Origin of the sequence: Rhodococcus sp. 14-2483-1-2 (genome assembly GCF_002259405.1) — a bacterium.
Taxonomy (GTDB): domain Bacteria; phylum Actinomycetota; class Actinomycetes; order Mycobacteriales; family Mycobacteriaceae; genus Rhodococcoides.
Map to the genome: position 1 here is coordinate 97255 of NZ_NPFW01000023.1, position 20956 is coordinate 118210.

Consider the following 20956-nt stretch of genomic DNA (forward strand, 5'->3'; position numbering starts at 1 on the left):
TCGACTACGAGAACAGTGACCGCCGGAACTGTCTGACTACTGCCTCCGGCCGCAGAGTGGACTAAACCGGGTCTGCCTCAGTTTCATGGTGGTCAACGACAGAAGCGCCGTGCCCGGCAGATGCAACGTGCTCCAGAATCGTTACCCGACGCGCTCAACGTCGACGGAGGACGCGGACCATTGGATCAGGCGCGCCTTCAGCGGAGGGTGACCTGGGTACCCCTCAGTGCAGGTGCACCCACGGTTGTCGTCCAGGAAGGGACCGCTTCGGGCGCGATTCCCGCCGCACCGCCATAGATGACGGCCAGGGTCTGCTGCTCGGTGACCGAGCCCGCGTACGAGGCGGGTACAGGGGAGAGCTGCGGTGCCGAGAGCACCGGGATGTTCTGCTCGCCCGGGTTTCTGGTGGGTACCTGGTAGGAGCCGTCGTTGACCGACCCGCCCGGGTACTGCGGGAAGTACTCTCCCGTACTGCGCTCGAGGGGGATGTAGCAGGTCGGAGTCCGATTCTCGAACAATCGTGGCTCGTCCTGGTTCGGGAGGTACCGACCCTTGGGGTTGACGATCGGCATCGTGACGTTGATACCGGGGAATTCGTCGCCACCGCCGGTGACAATCACTCCACGTCGCGCGCCCTCAGCGAACTCCGCGGCCGTGCAGCCCAGGGCAGGCGAGAATTCGGCCAGCACTTCGAGCGCCTCGCGGGAGTTCACAGCCAGGCCGATCAGCTGAGCCGAATTGGCCTCCAGGAATCCGGCCGTCGTATTCGAGGCGGACGTCATCGATGAGTAAAGCGTTTCGAGCGCGGACTTCTTCTCTACGACGGTGTTGCCGGCGGTCCGTAAACTATTCAATGCGCTGATCAGCTCTGGTGCTGCGTCAGAATAGGTCTGGGAAAAGTCGGCCAATCCGCGCAGGTCCTGCTGGATGGTCGGAAGTTCGGTGTTCAAACCGGAGAAGATGCTCTCTAATCGATCGATGGTCAAGCCCAATTGTTCGCCGCGCCCACTCAATCCCTGTGCCAGCGCACCCAGGGTGTTCGAGAGGTCCTGCGGCGGGACGGCTTGGAGCAGCGGGAGCAGACCGTCGAGCAGTTGTCCGACCTCGATGGCGTTTCCGCTGCGATCCTGCTTCAGCACGGTGCCCTCGGCGATGGGCGAACCGGGCTTGCCGTCCGGCAGGATCAGTGCGACGTACCGCTCACCGAACAGCGTCTTGGGCAAGAGTCGGGCAGTGACGTTGGACGGGATCATCGGAGCGCTGTCCGGGTCGATCGCCAGTTCCGAGGTGACGACGCCGTTCGCGGTCGACGCCGATCGAACCTCGCCGACGACCATGCCACGGACCTTCACATCGGCATTGCGTGGCAGCGCGTTGCCGACGCTGTCGGTCTCGAGAAACACGGTCACGACCTCGACGAAAGTTTTGCTGTACGAGGCGACGCTCCACCCGACAAATGCCACGATGAGCACCACGAGGGCAACTCCGAGGAGACGGTTCTGCACCGGCGACGGTGAACCAGTCATGCGACAGACAAGACGACAGTAGCCATGCCGCGGATTTTAGTGGTACCCGACGTTACATACAAATTGACACTGTGAGACATAGTCCATTTTTCCAAAAATAGTGTTACATATCACCAATGCGATCGAGTCATGCACCAGGAGCGCTAGGTGAGGAGCAAGATCTTCCGATAGACGGGGCAGCGACTACGTATGAGCACATGTTCGACACCGGAGACCGGGTGATGTGAACGTATAACAGGTCAGCGTCGGATGATCGACCCGCAGCCAGCAGGGCTGTAACGCGTCGGCGTTGCTGCGCCAGATTCGCAAAGGCTTCTTTCGACCTTATCGGACGGCCGACGCCGCCGTTCCGTCGAATGCTTAGCTTCTTGGTTTGCGAGCGACCTGCCCTCGCCGAAGGTAAAGGACGCGGCAGCCTGATCGGCCAGGTACTTCTCCACTGACAGATCCGGGCCGATTGGATCGAGGGTAGCGTCCCTTTTACGAACGGCCGGCACTGCGCTGGGTCGACGCTTTGGCAGAGTCCGCCAGGTTCCAGCATTTGCGCCGCGTTCCGCAGACCCGAGTAGGGGTCATCCCTCGGTGCGAGATTTAGTTGAACGACAATGGCGTCGAATCGCAGATGTGCTAAGGGTGAGGTCTCCAGGTTCTCCGCTGTTTCACACTCCAAGCGCAACGACGGATTGTGCTGCCGCGCCTCTTGTATGGTGTCTGGGTTTCGGGTCGATTCCCATCACGTCGGCGTTGAGAAATCGAGACAGGGCCAGCTTTACGACTCGCCACTGCCGCATCCGATGTCGAGAATCCTGGCCGGTGGACGGCTGCCGAAGTGCTCTAGCAATGCACCCAGCGTGTGTTGAGAACACCAGCCGGTGAACGCGTGATCATGTTCGGAACTGGCGGCCCTAAGGGGTTGTTGACTGAACCAGCGGGACGCGATCGACGAGTCACGCACTTGGGACCCCCGAGGGCACGCCGCATCGAGCCAGTAGTCCGAGGACCAGCATCACCTGGAACGGGACTCACACATGATGATGGGGGTCAGCACCGTCTAACACGCTCCTACCGTTGATGTTTGGACGTCTTGGAATCGATTCGACTCGCGAACCAGGCACGATCCGGCATGTGTACCGCGGGGCCCTCACGCACACATGGATCTCCCTATGCGGTGCAGCAGCAGGGCGCGGTCGTAGGGGTGCAGCGTGCCGCAGTAGGCTCGAACACCTTCACCTCGGCGGTGATCCGCTCGACTCCCAGTTCGGCGATGTCGGGGAGGGCAGCGATGAGACGAGACATGTCGCCTACCTTTAATTGTCACGCTGCTGGATGACTGTTACCGCCACCAAACGCAACCAGACCTTGCGGTCGGTAACGACATTAGCGGGCTTGTGCGACAAGGGAGGTTAAAGACCATTAATGGAATATTCAGTCTGCAGTCTACGAATTTGGGCAAAACCGACCATGCGCCTTACTGCCGAGTCAGGGGCATAGAGCTTCCCTCACGCTGGGTGAAAGCGCGCATCGAACACGTTGAGCACGTCGTGAACTCGGTGTTTAGCCGGAACAGGACTTCCCGTCGAGAGGCGGAGGATGACGTACGACAACATCGGATCTAGGGGCTCCACGGCTGCGCGGCTCGATCGCCCGAGCAGGTCGCATCCCCGTCCAGGTCGGACTACACGATCATCGATGCATGCACGCCGAACCAGGAACAACTGCACGAAGGAGCGCCTCAAACAGCCGCCCGCGGCAACACCGGACCTCTCACGCTCATCACGCCTTTGCGTCTACGCGGCGGCGAGCGTAGGCAGTGTCAATTCTCAGGCGATCTGTGGTGTGGTGGCGAATTCTCATCGAATGGGGGCGAGGATGATGTCCGGTGCTGGAATGTCAGACTCAGCAGACAGCGTCTGCCGGGGATTTCGAGTCCGTATTCACTCCCGAGAGTGGTGCGGAGCGGCGTCTGCCGTGGATGTCGCTGCCTGAGGTTTTGGCGAGCGGGGTCGACCGGTGCGGTCGTTTCCGCCGTATCGGGGTCAGCGAATTTCCCGGGTTGGTACTGGTCTGCCACATGCACTCGACCCGGGGAATTGAATGCGCCGGCGATATCGTGAATTAGGCGTGCGACCGGTGCGGGTTTGCCCAGCCCGTCGTCGAGCGACCGTGTCGATCTAGTTGGTGGTTCGGGCACTGTTGCATTCAGCACGGTAAATTTCGCTTCCGGCATTCGGAAACGCAGTCGCGCTGCGTTCATGGCGCAGGTCACACTCGACAGCGAAAAGGCAGACGTTGACGCACATGCCACAGTCTCGGAACTTCATCCGGCATGCATCCGAAGTAGCGGAGGACACAAGATGACGACGATCGCCCGTAACCAGTGGTACGTAGCGGCATACAGCCGCGATATTGGCCGCGAACTATTCTCGCGGACGATCTGCGAAGAGCCGATTCTGTTCTGGCGACGGAAGTCCGGTCACATCTCGGCGATGAGTGACCGTTGCGTCCACCGTCGTTATCCGCTTTCTGCCGCACCCAGCCGCCTTGAAGGCGATACCGTGGTGTGTGGATACCACGGCTTCACTTACGGAAGTGACGGAAGCTGTGTCTCCGTGCCCGGCCAGGCGCGCATTCCGAGGACCGCGCGGCTCTCGACGTACCAGGTTTACGAGCAAGACTCCTTCGTCTGGGTCTGGATTGCTGACTCGAACTATCCCACGGTAGGAGACCCCACCCGAATCCCCCGCGCCCCTTGGATGGCGTCCCCCGATTACACCGTCGTGAGTGGGATGGAACCGATCGCATGCAACTACCGCTTACTCGTCGACAACCTGATGGATCTCTCGCACGAGACGTACTTGCACGGCGGCTATATCGGTACCCCGGAGGTCGCCGAAACCCCCATCACCACTGAGGTCGACGAGGATCGAAACGTCATTTACGTCTCGCGTCACATGGACGACGCCGAGTGCCCCCCGTTCTACTCGAAATCAACCGGTATCGAGACTCGAATCTCCAGGTGGCAAGACATCGAATATACCCCGCCGTGCCTATACCTTCTTCACAGTAGGATTGCGCCACTCGGCGCGCCCTTACCTGAGGCAGACGGTTCGGATGTGCACGCTTTCCACAGTGAGATCGTCTATGCGATCACCCCTGAAACCGAAAGCTCCACCCACGACTTCTGGGCAGTTGCACGTGACTTCGCAGTCGGCGACGACGACGTCACCGCATATCTGGCGGAAAGCAACAGAACAGTTGTCATGCAGGACGTCGTCGCACTGGACATACTTCAACAAGCGTTGAACACCGAGAAGACCGGCTACCAGGAACTCTCGATCAACATCGACGCAGGGGGCCTGGGTGCCCGCCGACTTCTACAAAAGCTCGTCGATGCTTCGCGTCTGGGTACTGAGGTTTCGGTATGACCCTTGAACCGGCCCGGATGTTGTTGGGAACGAACGTACTACGCATTGTCTGGGTTCCCGGAACGGACAGGCTACGAGGTGTCTGCCACTGCGGTGCTTCGCTCGAGGAGGGAGATCCCGCTGTCCTCTGGGAGTGGTTGCTCGCGCATCCGATCGGCCATCGAAACGCTGATGAGCCCTGTGACCCCGTCACACCATGCCCGGATCTCGGATGTCTCTACGAAACTGCGGACCGTTATCCAACCCACGCATAGAGCCCGCACCAACGAAACGAGTTGAGACCAATGAAACGCACCCACGATGAAGCGAACCTCCAGCTCGTTGTCTCCGCAAAGAACGACGGCGCAGACGGTGTTGCGGTGATCCAGCTTCAGACGCCAGAGGGTACCGACCTCCCAGCGTGGTCACCGGGCGCACACATCGACTTAATGTTGACCTCTGAAATCACCCGCCAGTACTCGCTGTGCGGTGACCCCGCGGATCGCTCCACCTGGCAGATAGGAGTCCTTCGCGAGCCTGCCGGTCGCGGTGGGTCGCAGTATGTACACGACAAAATCTCGGTCGGAGACCGCGCACACATCCGCGGCCCGCGCAACCGCTTTGAGCTCGATGACTCACCGAACTATCTGTTCATTGCGGGAGGAATCGGGATCACCCCCATCATGACGATGGCCGCCGAAGCCGATCGAGCGGGAGCTCAGTGGACGTTGATATACGGCGGTCGCAGCCGCAGCACGATGGCCTTCGTCGACGAACTGTGCTCTCGCTATCCGGACAACGTCATAGTGTTTCCGCAAAACGAAAGGGGTCTGATCGACCTCGACCGACTCCTTGGTACTCCGCTACCGGCCACCTTGATCTACGCCTGTGGCCCCGGCCCCCTTCTCGATGCTGTCACCGAAAAATCACGCGGTTGGCCCGACGGCAGCCTTCGCCTCGAACGGTTCAGTGCCAAACCGCTTGATGAGCCGGTACGAGAGTCTTCGTTCGAGATCGAATTGTCCTCGACCGGCAGCAGAATAACCGTACAACCCAACGAATCCATTCTTGATGCTGTGACAGCTTTCGGAGTTCAGGTTCTTTCCTCCTGCAAGGAAGGCACGTGCGGCACCTGCGAAACCCCAGTACTGGAGGGCACTGTCGACCACCGCGACTCGCTACTGACAAAAATCGAGCAGGACGCCAACGACACCATGATGATATGCGTGTCCCGGTCGAGCTGCCCTCGCCTTGTGCTCGAATTGTAAATATCCTGGTCTACAACGAATTACTCCCTGGTGCAGTCTGGTTTCGGCAAGAAAGGCCCTCATGACCACCGAATCGTTGCCCGCCGTCGACATTCCCACGCTGAGTGACGACCCGTTCGGTACGGCGATCCTTACCGACCCGTACGACTTCCACGAACGGCTTCGAGAGGCCGGGCCGGTGGTTTACTTGACGAGATACCAGGTCTACGCCATGGGGCGGTACGAGGAGGTGCACGCTTCGCTTATCAACTGGGAGACCTTCGTATCGAGTCGCGGTGCTGGTCTGTCAGACTTCAAGAAGGAAAAGCCTTGGCGAACGCCGAGCCTGCTACTGGAATCGGACCCACCCGATCATACTGTGGTCCGGTCTGTCATGGGTGGAGTGATTTCTCCGCGCACGGTCCGCCAATTACGCACCGACTTCACCCGCCATGCCGAGGAGTTCATCGACTCCCTGCTCGATCGGCGTTTCGTCGACGCCGTGACCGATATTGCAGAGGTCTATCCCCTCCGGGTCTTCCCTGACGCAGTCGGGCTGCCCCGTGACGGACGCGAGAACTTACTCCCCTACGGCGCGTTGGCTTTCAACGCTTTCGGTCCTCAGAACGATCTACTCGATGCAGCACTGTCCTCGGCAGCACCCGTGCAGGAATGGATCTGGAATAGCTGCCAACGAGAAGCTCTCGATGACAATGGGTTCGGAGCCCAGGTGTGGGCAGCTGCAGACCGAGGAGAAATCACAACAGCGCAGGCTCCCCTGCTGGTTAGGTCGCTGCTCAGCGCCGGGGTGGATACGACCGTTTACGGTATTGCCAACACGATGCATTCGCTCGCTACCAATCCTCCGCAATGGGCAGCCCTGCATCGCAATCCGGGATTGGCAAAGTTCGCTTTCGACGAGGCACTACGATTCGAGTCGCCGGTTCAGACATTCTTCCGTACAGCGTCGAAGACCTCGATGGTCTCGGGTACCGAGATTCCGGAGGACTCCAAAGTCCTACTATTTCTCGGCTCGGCCAATAGAGATTGGCGCAAGTGGGGGACAAATGCAGCAGAATTCGACATCCAACGCCAGGGCGGTGGCCATGTCGCGTTCGGAATGGGTGTGCACCAGTGCGTCGGCCAGCCCATCGCACGACTCGAGGCCGAAGCCATCTTCGGTGCGTTGGCCAAGAAAGTCGTCAGAATCGAACTAACGGGGGAACCTCGCGCGAAACTGAATAACACCCTGAAAGGGTGGGAGTCAATACCGATCGAACTCGTGCCGCTGTGAACGCCGGTGCGAACGTCCATACCGGGTCCGTGACAATACGCGCTTTAAAATTGCTCGAAACCTTCACCGCTGAAAGGCCGGAGCTAACTCTCGGCGAACTTTCTCGACGATCGGGGCTGCCGCTGTCCACGACACATCGACTTGCTCAGGACCTGCTCGAATGGGGAGCAATTGAACGCGACGAGTTGACTGGTCGGTTCCATGTCGGCCTGCGACTATGGGAAACCGCTTCCCTTGCTCCCCGCGGACTAATTCTTCGAGAAATGGCACTACCTGTGATGGAGGACCTCGCACAGGTCACTCATGAAAACGTGCAGTTGGGTGTACGCGACGGCCACGAACTGGTGTTCATCGAACGAATCCGCAGCCGCGACTCGGTACCAATTCTCACCCGGGTTGGTGGACGCTTCTGCTTGCCCGCCACAGGCCTGGGCCTGGCCCTGCTCGCACACGCCCCGATCTACATACAAGACGAAATTTGCGCAATGCCGCTGGACAGATACACCGAATACACCCTCTGCGACGCCGGCGCGCTGCGGCGTACTCTAGCTGAGATTCGACAGAGCGGAATCGCAATCAGTGACAGACAGATTACTTTGAACACCGTTTCCGTGGCCGCGCCGATCTTCGACAAGGGCGGAACAATTCGCGCAGCCATTTCCGTCGTGGTAGAGGCGCACAATTCCAAACCTCGATTGCTGACGCCGTTGCTCCAAGCCGCTGCGCTGGGCATCGGGAGAATGTTGTCGCCTTATAGTATCCACACTGCAGCGAAGGACGATTTCCGCACGGATGCCGTTAAACAATCAGCAGATGAATACCACCATTGACCGATGAGCGGTTACACTGCGTCTTTTCCCTCCCATTCAGATAGGCCATAAACATGGCATAATAAGCTCCGAATTATTGGCTTCGAGGCCCGCGGACACGGCGGCGAGGCAGCAACGGAGGCTCCCGCGACCGTGCTGAATTCGTTGATGGCCGTGACCGCAGCGGGAGGATCGGTCGGCATTCCGGGACTTTATGTCACCGGCGATCCGGGTGCGAAGGACGAGGCGGCAAAAGTCGGAGCCCTGTCGCTGAGCCCGGGAACAGGCTGCGTTATGTCGTTGTCGTTCGCGACCGGCCAATGCCCCACAATGCAGTACCACCACGGACTGATGAGGGCTATCCTGCACGAACGAATGCAGATCGCAACAGCCGTCAACGCGCAGGCCATCAGCCTCGACGAGGCACCTTAGGGATACGCAGAGTTCGACTCGGGTGAAGCCACCAAATTCGTCCTCGATCCACATCGACTCGTCGGATCACATTGAACATCAACACCATCGCCCTGACTCCACCACACCTAAACCCGAAAGTAGCTCATGCCTGAGACAGTCCGCGGCGTCATCGCCCGATCGAAAGATGCCGAAGTCGAACTGGTCGACCTCGTCATCCCCGACCCCGGCCCCCACGACGTCATCGTGAAGATACAGGCCTGCGGGGTCTGCCACACCGACCTCACCTACCGCGACGGCGGCATCAACGATGAATTCCCTTTCCTCCTCGGCCACGAAGCCGCCGGCATCGTCGAAACCGTCGGCACCGCCGTCACCCACGTCACCGTCGGCGACTTCGTTGTGCTCAACTGGCGCGCGGTATGCGGGGAATGCCGCGCCTGCAAACGCGGCCGCCCCTGGTACTGCTTCGACACCCACAACGCATCACAGAAGATGACCCTCACCGACGGCACCGAACTCACCCCCGCCCTCGGGATCGGCTCGTTTGCCGACAAGACCCTCGTCCACGAAGGACAGTGCACCAGGGTCGATCCCACCGCCGACCCCGCCGTCGTCGGGCTCCTCGGCTGCGGCGTCATGGCCGGACTCGGAGCCGCAATGAACACCGGCAACGTCGGCCGCGGAGACTCCGTCGCCGTCATCGGGTGCGGCGGTGTAGGCGACGCCGCCATCGCCGGAGCAGCCCTGGCCGGAGCGTCGATCATCATCGCCATCGACCGCGACGACACCAAACTGGCCTGGGCAAAGGACCTCGGTGCCACGCACACCGTCAACGCCTCGACGGACGACCCGATCGCTGCGGTCAAGGATCTCACCGGTGGTCACGGAGCAGATGTTGTCATCGACGCCGTCGGGCGTCCGGAGACCTGGAAGCAGGCGTTCTACAGTCGCGATCTCGCCGGCACCGTCGTCCTCGTCGGCGTCCCCACCCCGAACATGCGAGTCGAGATGCCGCTGCTCGATTTCTTCTCCCATGGCGGAACGCTCAAGTCCTCGTGGTACGGCGACTGCTTGCCCGAACGCGACTTCCCGACCCTGGTGGACCTGCACATGCAAGGCCGTCTCCCGCTGGAGAAATTCGTCACCGAACGCATCGACCTCGGCGATGTCGAGAAGGCCTTCGACCGCATGCACGCCGGCGAGGTCCTTCGATCGGTCGTGGTCCTGTGAGCGTGGAAACCCTCGTCAACGCGGGCGGTGTGCGGATCGAGCGGGTCGTCACCTCGGGGGTGTTCGCCCTCGACGGCGGCACCTGGGAGGTCGAGAACAACATCTACCTCATCGGTGACGACACCGACGTCGTGGTCATCGACGCCGCCCACACCGCAGCGCCGATCATCGAGGCCGTCGCCGGACGCCACGTCAACGCCGTCATCTGCACCCACGGCCACAACGACCACGTCACCGTCGCTCCCGAACTGGGACACGAGCTTCACGCGCCGATTCTGCTGCACCCCGGTGACGACGTCCTGTGGAAGCAGACGCACCCCGATACCGCGCATTGGACTCTCGACGACAGTCAGCGGATCGCCGCGGCCGGCACCGACATCGAGGTCATCCACACTCCCGGGCATTCCCCGGGATCGGTGTGCCTTTATCTCCCCGAGGTCGGTGTCATGTTCTCCGGAGACACCCTCTTCTCCGGCGGCCCCGGTGCCACCGGGCGGTCGTACTCGGACTTCCCCACCATCATCGGATCGATTCGTGACCGGCTCTTCGCCCTCCCCGAGGAGACCACCGTGCTGACCGGGCATGGCGATGGCACCACAATCGCGGCCGAAGCGCCCTACCTCGCCGATTGGATTTCGCGCGGCTACTGATCTGGCAGCTTGTTCTGAAGCAGAGAAGCACGGTGGGATCTACTTGCGCGTCGGACGCGACCCGGTCAAGCTTGGGCCGAACTCGATGATTGCCGGTTACGAGCTCCTACAGATGTGGGCGTCGGTTCAGGCTGCGCGCAGTCTTGTCGAGTCTTCGTCGGCGAACTCAAGTACTTCGATAGTATGTGTCATTTGATCGCAGACGCACGAACGCATTCGACGTTCTGGAGCCAGAGAACGCGGGATGCACGCATCGGCCGTCGGTTTCCTGCGTTGCCAGGCGGACGCTCGCTAAGTGATCGCCAATCGCTGCGGGCGAGAAGGGTATGACGCGCAACACTGCCGGGTCATGCGTTCCGTCTTGGTCTGTCGAGCTAGAAGTGACGACCGACCCGTAGTGCCGAACTACGACCGCGCGACAGATCATCCCATTTACGTTGCACAGCGAGGGCATCCCTGGCGGCGGCGACATCGTGCGTCCGTATGATTGAAGCACCACCTCGAGATGCCACCAGGGTGTGCAAGGCAGTTGTAGCACTGTCGCGATGGGCGGCAGGGCGATTCGAAACCTCGCGTAGAAAGCTCTTCCGACTCGCTCCGATCACAACCGGTAGCCCTAACGAATCTGCTAGTAGCGGAAGCTGTTCGAGAATTTGCCAGTTCAACTCCGGGTCTTTCCCGAATCCGATTCCCGGATCAACGAAGAGTTGTTCGGCACCGACCCCTGAACGAAGAGAGTGCTCGACTGTTGCCTTCAGTTCTTCGATGACAGCACGAACATCGAAAACTGTACGAGTGGATGTGCGGGGAAGGTATCGCCGCCAGTGGCCGATGACGAACTGCACCCCGCTTGCCGCCACCACGGAATGCATCCGTGAATCAGCGAACCCGCCAGAAACGTCGTTGATCATGGAGGCACCTCGCTCGACGGCGCATTCCGCCACGTCTGCGCGCATGGTGTCGATCGAAAGGCGTGCGCTTGTATTCGCAGCGACCCAATCGATAATTGGCAGCACGCGCCTGCATTCTTCCTCTGCGTCGATTCGATGTGCTCCGGGACGCGTTGATTCTCCACCTATGTCGATTATGTCGACATCTTCATCCAACAGATGGTGAATGTGCGTGGTCGCTCTTCCCAGGTCGAGGTATCTACGGCCGTCACTGAACGAGTCTGGAGTGACATTGACGATGCCCATCAGCTGCAGATGCAGCCGGTTCGAGTCCGCATGCGATGAGCCTGTGTGTGACTTTTCGGCGAACGGCGCGCGATCCGAGCTAGGAAGGTCCGGTGCCGACATCTGCCACTGCTGACGTCGACCGTTGAAGTTTGGCTGCTGCGAGCGTATTTCGCATGAGCTCCACTATTGTCATCGGACCTACACCACCTGGAACAGGAGTGGCGAAAGCGGCATGTCCGAGGAGTTCGTCGTAACGTGTATCCCCACGCAAGCGACCGTCGACACGGTGGATGCCGACATCGACGACAACCGCTCCTCGGCGGATGTCAGTAGCGCCGATCAAACCTGGTTGCCCGGCGGCCACAACTACAACGCGAGCTCGGTTCAGCACACGTGCGGTATTCACCGACCTGGAATGGAGAACTGTGACAGTTGCGTCTCGTGCTGTAAGCATCTGCGCAAGTGGCCTCCCGACCAAATCGGATCGTCCCACGACGACGGCCTCGGTACCAGAGAGTTCGATACCGTAATGATCGAGGAGTGTGATCACCCCGGAGGGGGTGCAAGGCCGCAATCCTGGGCGTCCACGATTGAGCAGTCCGGCACTGGTGGTGGTAAGACCGTCGACATCCTTATCCCAAGGAATCAGGTCGATGACTGCAGCTGCCTCCACCCCATCGGGCAGGGGCAGCTGGACAAGAATTCCGGCGACGTCCGAATTATTTGCCAGCGATTCGACCACCGCACAGACATCGGCAGTACTGGCTCCGGCAGGAAGGTGATGATGTATATCAGCAAGCCCAACCGATGCCGCAGTTTTCCGTTTGTTGCGTACGTACACTTCCGAGGCTGGGTCGTCTCCGACCAGTATGGTGGCTAGGGCGGGTTGCCTGCCAGTGGCCGAGACGAAGGAAGCCACGCTCTCAGACACCTCTTCGCGCACGCTTGCTGCGACGGCCCTCCCATCGATGACCACGGTGTCCAGTGTCATAGTTCCATCACCTTCCATCGCATTGTTCTGCTCATGGAGATCAGCCCACCTACCTGTCGTGCGGCGAACGATTCAGATCGACAGGACTAAATTGCCCAAATTGTCCATCCGTGCGGTCTGCCCCGGTCGGACGACGACCACAGTGTCGGGAAGTTGCAATAGCATCGGTCCCGTCATCTCGTCGTCGATCCGCCCGGACTGCAAGCTGATGACCGGTGTCTGAACTCGTTCGCCGAGCTCCGACCAGTAGACCGATCGGCTCGACCGAGTCACGCCGACAGCTGGAGCGGCGAATGGCTGCGACGCACGTTCTAGAGCCCCTTTCGCTCGAATGACGAAACCCGTCAGCGTGACGCCGCCCGCCCGATGTCCCGCACCCTCGCCGTGAAGGGTGTCGTAAGTGCGGCCGAAGTCGTCAACGATCTGTTCCATGGCGGCTTGGTCGAAAGAGCCTTCTTGGATGGGTAGCTCGATTGTGTGCAGTTGTGTTGTGTATTTGACTTTGATCGATCGCTCGATCCGCATCTCGGGGTCGTCGAAACCCTCGCTGGCGAGCAGTTCGTGAGCGTGCTTCTCGAGGCGTGAGAAGGTTTCTGCGAAGTGCTCAGGCGGGCAAGGCAGGGTCATGCTTTCCCAATGCTGAACGACGTGCACCATGTCGGAGACCGTAGCCCCGTACGCACACCAAGCGGAGGCCATGTCGACCAGTGGAACGACGAGTGTTCGCACTCCCACGTCACGTGCGACGGCTGCGCCGTGGACCGGCCCTCCGCCTCCGTAGGCGAATACGGTGAACTCACGCGGGTCGAATCCCCGTTGCACGCTCATCCTTCGCAGGAGGTCGGCCATTTTCGCGTCGATGATGCGGTTGATGCCGGCGGCGGCCTGCTCGATCGACATTCCCAGCGGTTCGCTGATCGTGGCTATGGCTTTCCGTGCGGCCGTGACGTCGAGTCGTCGTTCGCCGTGTAGAAATGCATCGGGGTCGACGATGCCGAGTACCACGTCTGCGTCGGTCACGGTCGGTTCGGTTCCGCCGCGGCCGTAACAGGCAGGGCCGGGAAGCGCGCCGGCTGATCGTGGTCCGACTTGCAATTCTCCTGCACTGTCGATCCAGGCAACGCTACCGCCGCCGGCCCCCACGGTGTCGACATACACCATGGGAAGCGCCACTTGGAACCGTTCTAGTGTCGAGACGTCGCGTAGGTCGGGGCGGTGATCTCGAATGACGCTCACATCGAAGGACGTACCGCCCATGTCGGCGACGATCAGATCCGGTCGGCCCATCGCGTCGGCCATATGTGCGCTGCCCAGCAGCCCGCTGACCGGACCGGAGTGGACGGTACGTACAGGTGCCAGACGCACCTCGTCGCCAGTGATGGCCCCACCCGCGGCCTGAGCGAACAGCAGCCTCCCGTAGTAGCCGAGATCCGCTGCCCTACGCTCGATTCGGTCGACGTAGTCGATCATCAACGGGCCGATATAGGCGTTGACGATGCCCGCCATGGTGCGTTCGTATTCACCCACGTAGGGCGAGACGGATGCAGCAGCGGTCACGAACACTCCCGGATGGCGTGCGGCGATGAGGTCTGCTGCTCTGCGCTCGTGTGTGTCGTTACGTACCGACCACAGGAAGCTGATTGCTATGGCTTGGGCACCTGCTTCGACTAGCTCGTCGGCCGCTGCCACCACCCCGACTTCGTCGAGAGGAACGACGACCCGGCCTCGGAAGTCTATTCGCTCGTGTACTTCCCGAATCAGTGCGCGGGGTACCAGGAATTCGGGCTTGTCCGAGCCGGGGAGGTCCCAGATTTGGTCCGGATCGATTCCGACGAGACGCCCTTCGCCTTTCATGATGAGGCTCGCGTCGCCGTGGCCGGTCGTGGTGACGAGCCCAACTTGCGCGCCGCTGCGTTCGATGAGCGCGTTGGTCCCTGTCGTCGTTCCATGGATCAAGAGGCGACAACGTTGGAGTGCGGTGTGCAAATCGAGTCCGACTCTGTTTCCTGCGTCTTCGATGGATGCGAAGAAGCCTTCCGACCGGTCGTGTGGTGTAGTCGGTGATTTGCCGGGCGCTGAGCGTCCATCTGGCAGGACGATCGCGCAGTCGGTGAAAGTACCGCCGATGTCGACGCCGATAACCAGGTCCTGGGTAGATGTGGTGGAGTTCATCGTCTGTCTCCTACGGCGACGAGCGCGTCGAGTTGGATAGGGGTCGGGATAGGTTCGTCCATGGTGCAGAAATCTTGCAGTAGCAGCGCGCCGCAGTTAGGGCAAAGGTACTGGCGCACAACGATCGAGGGATCGCCGAAAGCCTTTGGATCGAGATACCGTGGTGGGTCGATGTCCTGAGGTGCAACTTGTTTGACCCCTGCACCGGCGACGTGCGAGTCGGTCGCGGGTCCGAGCCAGACAGCGCACCTGCCGCACGACCACCCAAGTGCGGTATCGACCCTAATCAGGTCGACGGGACCTGCAGCTCCAAGCAGAACTTTTTCGATCTTGCCGGTGGGCGCTGGTCTCGGCATCGGTGCCTGATAGTCGGGGTGTGTAAGCCGGTTGTTCCGTATACGCGAGCGTGCTGTTGCGGTACCGGGCTCGTCGTAATCGCCGCTGGAGGTGAAAACGATGCCCCAGACTCGCTCGGCCGCCTCTCGGCTGATGTGACCGTCTCGGATGTCGTCCAATATTCGCTCTCCCTCGCGGTCGAGGGGATCGCCGTATCCGCCGCCGGCGCTGTATTCGGCGATCAGAGCAGTTCCGGGGGCCAGTGGCATGAATGCGGACTGCGGATGTACCCGCACAGGATCGGCACCTGCTTCGATGAGCTGCTCGCGCGATCCAGGCATCCGGCCCGCCGAGATCGACGCTGTAACGGCACCGTCTCGGGTTTTCAATTGGTTCCCGCTGGAGCCGAAGTACCCGCCGGCCAATCCTGTGGCCATGTTGGCACCGGGTTCGACGAAGACCAGTTGAGCGAAGCTGAGGAACGCGTCGTGAGGCATCCACGCGGCCTCGACGCCGTTCCCGCCCCGCCACCGACCGGGGCCGCCGCTGTCGATCTTTTCCCGGCGGTACAGGGCGAGTCCGACTCCTTCACTTTCGTAATCTTCGACGTTGCCGGCGGAGGTTCCCAGCATGTGCCAGGAACCGCCGGAATTGATGCCGTCCCGGTCGGGGAACGCCCCGATAGCTCCTGCCATCAGTGCGCCGTGTACAGATCCGGGCGGCGCGATCAAATGCATCTGCTGGTCCATTCCGAACGACACGTCTGCCATCGGCATCGAGAATCCGCCCGCGGCGGATGCGCGGCGTCGGAGTTCGGGGGGAGCGGCGAGAAGCATCTGAGATACGACGAGTCCGGCGATGTTCATTGTGGTCACGGCGCTGTAGATGGCGGAGGTGGCGGCCGGCGGGTTAGCGGCATTGCGGGTGCCGAAAGTCGGCTCGAACATCACGTGGTCTGCGACCCCCGCCAGGCAACCGCGCTGGTCCCAGGCGAGGGCTGCCGCCAGCGCAGATACAATGCCCGAACGCAGTACCGAATAGGTGGAGTTGCCCGGTCCCGACTGCGGAGACGTGCCGTCGTTGCGGCAGGTGATGTGGCGTCCTTGCTTCTGAATCGTGAGTACCTCGCGGTGCGACACACGGTCGACTCCGGTTGCTCCGGTGGCGAACGAGCGTTGGGTCCAGGTGCCGTCGGGGATCAGGTCGAGCCGGTCGCCTACAACGCGTGAGGCGGCGGCGATCATTTTGCGCATCGCACCTTTCACGGTCGCTGCGCTCTGTTCCTCGACGAGCTCACGAATTCGGGTGGTCATAGCCCTCACGCCCGCAATGCCGCTGTTGATGTTGAGACGGAGTGTCTCGGAGTCGCGACCTTGGTGTACCCACATCGAGATGACGTCGGAGCGTACGACTCCCCGATCTGCGATCTTGACCGGTGGTGTCGCGGCCCCGTCCTCGAAGCGGTCTCGTGCGTGAACGGCCCAGCCTCCAGCATCTACGCCACCGAGGTCTCCCATGTGGAGGGCGTTGTACGCCCACGCGAAGAGTCGACCGTCGACGAACACCGGTGCGAACACAGCGGTGTCGGGTTGCTGCCCGGCAGCAACAAAAGGACTGTTCTGAAGGAAAATGTCGCCTTCTTGGATACCCGGGTCTTCGCTGCGATATTCGAGCGTCCACTTGACCACGAGGTCCGCGAGGGTCGAGAAGACCTGAACAGTCGGACTGACCACGACTATTTCACCGTCTTCGGTCAGCAGTGCCGTGGCGAAGTCTTTCGAGTAGACGACGGGAGCAGAACCGGTAACTCGTTGAATGATGTCGCCGTGTTCGACGTTCATGTGCCACAGCCTCGACCTGAGCACCTGGTAGGTGATGGGGTCCACAGACAGGTCGGCCTCATCGTGAAGGTTCAGGCTCGCCGAGATCGCCAGTTCTGGACGCGGAATGTAAGAGGCGTGGATACCGTCCAATCGAACCCCGTCATATGCAACGAAGTCGATTTGAGGATTGCGGACGACTCCGTCGTCGGTTGCGTAGTGGAAAGATGTCATCGGGTGACCACCATTTCTTCGCTGTTCTCGGCGCAGGTGTTGGGGAGGAACCGAGACCGGAGGACAGTCTCGACGGAACGAAAGTTGGCGCAGTCGCGGTTGTTCGGTGTTCAGAACGTGCGAACTGGAGGTGGCGTGTTTTCGACCATCCACGCGCGGCGCTGTTCGAGGTGGTGTAGAGCCTGTTCGGGATGGGTGAGCACGTAGAATTGGTTATCTTTGACTGCGCTCAATACTTGCTCGGCGACCTCCGACGGCTCCAAGCCCAGCTCGTTGACCTTCTGCGCCGTGCCGGCGAGCAGCGATGTGCGAAAGTCGAGGCTGCCGCTCGGCGGGACATCCGAGGGGCGGTTACGGTCCGATTCCGCCATGCGGGTTCGGATCGGGCCTGGAACGAGGAGAGACACCCCAATGTGTTCGGAGTGTGAGCGCAATTCGATCTCCAGGCACTCCGAGAGAGCGAGTACCGCGAACTTTGAGACGCAATAGGGCGTCATCGTCGGTGCACCGGTACCGAAGGCCGACAACGACGCGGTATTGACGATGTGTCCCTCCTCCTGCTCACGAAGGAGGGGCAGAAAGACTCGACAACCGTTCAACACACCAGCGAAGTTCACCCCCATCACCCAATCCCACACTTTCGGATCGATGTCGCTGAACCATCCACCGCCTTCGACCCCGGCGTTGTTGCATACCAAATGCACTCCGCCGAATTTGTCGACCGCTGCGGCGGCGAGTGCTTCGACCGAAGAAAGGTCGGACACGTCGGTCCGAACACCCAAGACCTCACCGACGGCGTCCAATTGCGCAATGGCCGAGTCGATGGCGGACTGTTCGATGTCGGCAATCACCACTTTCATACCGGCACGCAGGAAGCGCTCCGCGAGTGCGTAGCCGATACCACTGGCCCCGCCGGTAACGACTGCCACACGATCCGTGAACGACTTCATTGTCGAGCTCCTTGTGTTTGTGCACTGGTGATGCTCCGCACCAACGGAACAACCGGCGACCCGTCGCCCCCTCGGATGGGGAGCGGCGTCATTATGATTTCCACGCGCTGCCTGGCGAACGAGCCCAGCTGTGGTCCGAGGTTCTCTACGATCAACACGTCGTTGCCGAGCAGCTCCACATGAACGGGAAAACCGAACCCGTCCGGTCGAAGCGCCACCGGCATGTCTGGTGTGACGACATCGAACCCGACCAACGAAGCACCGCGCTCGACGAAGTAACGAGCGGCTTCCAGCGAAAGGTAGGGATGAAGCCCGTACTCGGGTGTCCCGAACTTCTCGGCGTAGCCGAAACTGATCAACGCCATCTCTCCTGGTCGGAGGCCAGGGTCGGCAGCGCGCACCGCCTCGACACCGATCTCGACCGGTCCGTCGGCAAGCAGCGAAAACACGACCGCGGTGCCGAGAAAGCGCTCTGGTGGATAGTCGTCGAGCGTTTGTGCATTGGGAAACAGGTGAATGGGAACATCCAGGTGGGTGCCGATGTGGCTTGTCATGGCAATCTCCGTGATGCGCCCCACCACCCCGTCTGTTACTGGAGTGTCGTGAGGGGTGAAGCTGCACGGCCAGCTTGCGCGGGCGCGGGGTAACCCATCTTCGAGGGGATGAGCCAGCGATACCCAGCGTGTTTCGGTCATGGTCGCCCTCCGCGTCGGTTGAAGTATGTCTCGATGTCGTACCAGGCCAACAGCGAACCACCATCGACGTCGAGAGCCTCCCCGGTGATCATCACCGATCCCGGTGAGCTCAGGAACAAGACCGCCTCAGCGATGTCTGACGGTAGGGCGAGGCGACCTAGCGGCACCGAGGCTTTTCGCGCTGCGACCACTTCCGGGTCGAGATCGGCCATTAGTGGCGTCTCGGTGGGACCCGGACACACCGCATTGACCCTGACTTGATCGACGGCTGCCTCGAATGCCAGGTGCCGTGTCAGGCCGAGGACTCCCGCTTTCGCGGCGGTGTATGCAACTCCCCCGTTGTAACTGATTCGTTTGGCTGCTATCGAAGCGATCGTGACGACCGCGCCGCCGCCCACCTGGCGCATGACAGGCAGCACGGCGCGGCTGGCCAGGAATGTTCCGGTGAGGTTCGTGGCGAGTACGCGGTTCCAAGTGTCCAAAGACAGCCGTTCCGCGATGTCGGAGTCGGCGATGCCTGCTGCATTGACCAGGGTGTCGATGCGGCCCCATCGGCTCGTGATGTCGGCGATCCCTGAGAGTACGGAGCGTTCGTCTGTTACATCGAAATGCACTGCTGTTGCGCGAGAGCCTGTCGGATCGAGGGTACGGGCCACCGCGGCAGCGGACTCGATGTCGATGTCGGCGATCGCCACTCGATCACCGCGAGCTGAAAGGGCGTGGGCGACGGCTGCCCCGATGCCACTTCCGCCGCCGGTGACCACCGCCACCGCGGCGTCAGTGGTGTTCATGCGAGATCCCGTCGAAGTGCCGCTACCAGCGATCCGGCCCGGGGCCCGTTCTCAGGGCGGGTGTGGACGCGATTCATTGCGTAGCCGAAACCGATTTCTCCTTCGGTGTCTCCGAAGCCAAGCGAGCCACCGATACCGTGGTGACCGAAGGCCGTCGCGCTGCCCCCGTATGTCACGGTGGGGAGGGAATCGAGAAGAAAGCCGAGGGCCTGGTGGTAGCGACGGCCCAGTACTTCCTCGACGAGGTTGTGCTGTTCGGTGATGGCTCGATCGCGGGTGGCGGCGGTGGTGAGTCGGGCCGAGGCAAATGCGGAGTAGATTGCCGCGGTTCCGAGTGCTGTGCCGTGGCCGTTCCCCGATGGGCATTCACCGGTGCGCCAGCCGACGGTGTTCTGGAAAGCGGTGTCGTCGGTGCTCCCGCTCCAGGAATCGGCGAAGAAGCCGGGCGGGATATCGCTGACGCGAGGGAAAACGCCGTCTGGCAACAGCCATTGTGCTGTCCGTCGCGCTTCGCTCAGTGGGATACCGAGATGGAAGTCGGCGCCCAGGGGGCCCGCGATCTCTTCTTCGAGGAAGCGACCCATCGTGCGGCCGTCAGTTCGGCGAACTAGTTCGTTGAGCAGGTAGCCCTGTGTCAGCACGTGGTAACCGGCTCGGGTTCCCGGTGGCCACGACGTTGGAATGGCGGCAAGTACCGCCACCATTCGTTCGTGAGAATATATGTCGCCGGGACTTGCTCCGACGGCACCGGGAAGGCCGGCTGTCATGTCCAGGACATGCCGTACGAGTACATCGTGCTTGCCTTCGGCAGCGAACTCAGGCCAGTAGGCGGCTACAGGTTGATCAAGATCGAGCAAACCGCGATCGACGAGTACATGGATGCAGATCGCGGCGATGCCCTTCGTGACCGACATTTGGTTGACAGCCGTTGCGAACTCCCACTGGCGAGTGCGTCCAGGATCCTGCCAACCGCCGACCAGTTCGACGACTGTCCGCCCGCCGATGACAACGCCCACCGTCGAACCGACTTCAGGCTCCTCGGCCCCGTTGTCGTAGAGCGCGAGAAACGCGTCACGGGTCTGTTTGAAAGCTGGGTCGTACCAACCCCGCACGGGTGCCCCGTCGATGTGTGTTGAGATCCATTCGAGGTCACCGCCGGTCGCGGCGGGCAGTTTGACGGACAGTTGTTCGAGTTCCATGCTTCTCCTTTCGGTG

The 20956-nt window shown here is 61.1% G+C and carries 17 protein-coding genes; 7 read left to right on the forward strand and 10 right to left on the reverse strand.

Features of this window, described 5'->3' with window-relative positions:
- Window positions 1-197: 197 nt before the first annotated feature.
- Both CH295_RS25850 and CH295_RS28455 read right to left on the reverse strand, forming a co-directional pair.
- Complete coding sequence (locus CH295_RS25850) at window positions 198-1526, reverse strand: MCE family protein (protein ID WP_094742315.1); 1329 nt, start codon at window positions 1524-1526, stop codon at window positions 198-200.
- A gap of 1161 nt (window positions 1527-2687) precedes the next feature.
- Complete coding sequence (locus CH295_RS28455) at window positions 2688-2822, reverse strand: hypothetical protein (protein ID WP_288143201.1); 135 nt, start codon at window positions 2820-2822, stop codon at window positions 2688-2690.
- 1058 nt (window positions 2823-3880) lie between these two features.
- On the opposite strand from CH295_RS28455, the gene CH295_RS25860 reads away from it, so the two are divergent.
- The 7 genes from CH295_RS25860 to CH295_RS25895 all read left to right on the forward strand — a co-directional run bounded on the left by CH295_RS25860 (window position 3881) and on the right by CH295_RS25895 (window position 10574).
- On the forward strand, window positions 3881-4951 hold the full coding sequence (locus CH295_RS25860) for an aromatic ring-hydroxylating oxygenase subunit alpha (protein WP_094742317.1): 1071 nt from the start codon (window positions 3881-3883) through the stop codon (window positions 4949-4951).
- Between the two features lie 284 nt (window positions 4952-5235).
- Window positions 5236-6198 carry a PDR/VanB family oxidoreductase gene (locus CH295_RS25870; RefSeq protein ID WP_094742319.1) on the forward strand — a complete coding sequence of 321 codons (963 nt, stop codon included), beginning with the start codon at window positions 5236-5238 and terminating at the stop codon, window positions 6196-6198.
- A gap of 61 nt (window positions 6199-6259) precedes the next feature.
- Entirely contained in the window at window positions 6260-7471 is a 1212-nt protein-coding gene (locus tag CH295_RS25875; RefSeq protein ID WP_094742320.1) for a cytochrome P450, read from the forward strand.
- A complete protein-coding gene (locus CH295_RS25880) occupies window positions 7435-8301 on the forward strand; it encodes an IclR family transcriptional regulator (protein WP_252342192.1) in 867 nt (288 codons plus the stop codon). The genes CH295_RS25875 and CH295_RS25880 overlap by 37 nt, the downstream gene beginning before the upstream one ends.
- 132 nt (window positions 8302-8433) lie before the next feature.
- Complete coding sequence (locus CH295_RS25885; protein WP_212556216.1) at window positions 8434-8712, forward strand: MDR/zinc-dependent alcohol dehydrogenase-like family protein; 279 nt, start codon at window positions 8434-8436, stop codon at window positions 8710-8712.
- A 126-nt stretch (window positions 8713-8838) separates the two neighbouring features.
- Window positions 8839-9924 carry an S-(hydroxymethyl)mycothiol dehydrogenase gene (locus CH295_RS25890; protein ID WP_094742322.1) on the forward strand — a complete coding sequence of 362 codons (1086 nt, stop codon included), beginning with the start codon at window positions 8839-8841 and terminating at the stop codon, window positions 9922-9924.
- 2 nt (window positions 9925-9926) lie between these two features.
- Complete coding sequence (locus tag CH295_RS25895; protein ID WP_094742323.1) at window positions 9927-10574, forward strand: MBL fold metallo-hydrolase; 648 nt, start codon at window positions 9927-9929, stop codon at window positions 10572-10574.
- A 374-nt stretch (window positions 10575-10948) separates the two neighbouring features.
- Here the strand turns inward: CH295_RS25895 and folP are convergent, their stop codons facing one another.
- The 8 genes from folP to CH295_RS25935 form a co-directional block, all read right to left on the reverse strand.
- Window positions 10949-11872: a dihydropteroate synthase gene (folP, locus tag CH295_RS25900; RefSeq protein ID WP_094742324.1), complete on the reverse strand. Its 924-nt coding sequence runs from the start codon at window positions 11870-11872 to the stop codon at window positions 10949-10951.
- The gene (locus tag CH295_RS25905; RefSeq protein ID WP_212556217.1) at window positions 11850-12743 is read right to left on the reverse strand and encodes a bifunctional 5,10-methylenetetrahydrofolate dehydrogenase/5,10-methenyltetrahydrofolate cyclohydrolase; all 894 of its coding nucleotides are present in this window, start codon (window positions 12741-12743) and stop codon (window positions 11850-11852) included. The genes folP and CH295_RS25905 overlap by 23 nt, the downstream gene beginning before the upstream one ends.
- 72 nt (window positions 12744-12815) lie before the next feature.
- On the reverse strand, window positions 12816-14915 hold the full coding sequence (locus CH295_RS25910) for a hydantoinase/oxoprolinase family protein (protein ID WP_094742325.1): 2100 nt from the start codon (window positions 14913-14915) through the stop codon (window positions 12816-12818).
- Window positions 14912-17305: a hydantoinase B/oxoprolinase family protein gene (locus CH295_RS25915; protein ID WP_094742326.1), complete on the reverse strand. Its 2394-nt coding sequence runs from the start codon at window positions 17303-17305 to the stop codon at window positions 14912-14914. The genes CH295_RS25910 and CH295_RS25915 overlap by 4 nt, the downstream gene beginning before the upstream one ends.
- Window positions 17306-17415: 110 nt before the next feature.
- Entirely contained in the window at window positions 17416-18255 is an 840-nt protein-coding gene (locus CH295_RS25920) for an SDR family NAD(P)-dependent oxidoreductase (RefSeq protein WP_094742327.1), read from the reverse strand.
- The gene (locus CH295_RS25925; RefSeq protein WP_094742328.1) at window positions 18252-18950 is read right to left on the reverse strand and encodes a cyclase family protein; all 699 of its coding nucleotides are present in this window, start codon (window positions 18948-18950) and stop codon (window positions 18252-18254) included. The genes CH295_RS25920 and CH295_RS25925 overlap by 4 nt, the downstream gene beginning before the upstream one ends.
- Window positions 18947-19741, reverse strand: coding sequence for an SDR family NAD(P)-dependent oxidoreductase (locus CH295_RS25930; RefSeq protein ID WP_094742329.1), 795 nt, complete (start codon window positions 19739-19741; stop codon window positions 18947-18949). Before CH295_RS25930 ends, CH295_RS25925 begins: the two co-directional genes overlap by 4 nt.
- Entirely contained in the window at window positions 19738-20940 is a 1203-nt protein-coding gene (locus CH295_RS25935) for a serine hydrolase domain-containing protein (protein ID WP_094742330.1), read from the reverse strand. The genes CH295_RS25930 and CH295_RS25935 overlap by 4 nt, the downstream gene beginning before the upstream one ends.
- Between the last annotated feature and the right edge of the window lie 16 nt (window positions 20941-20956).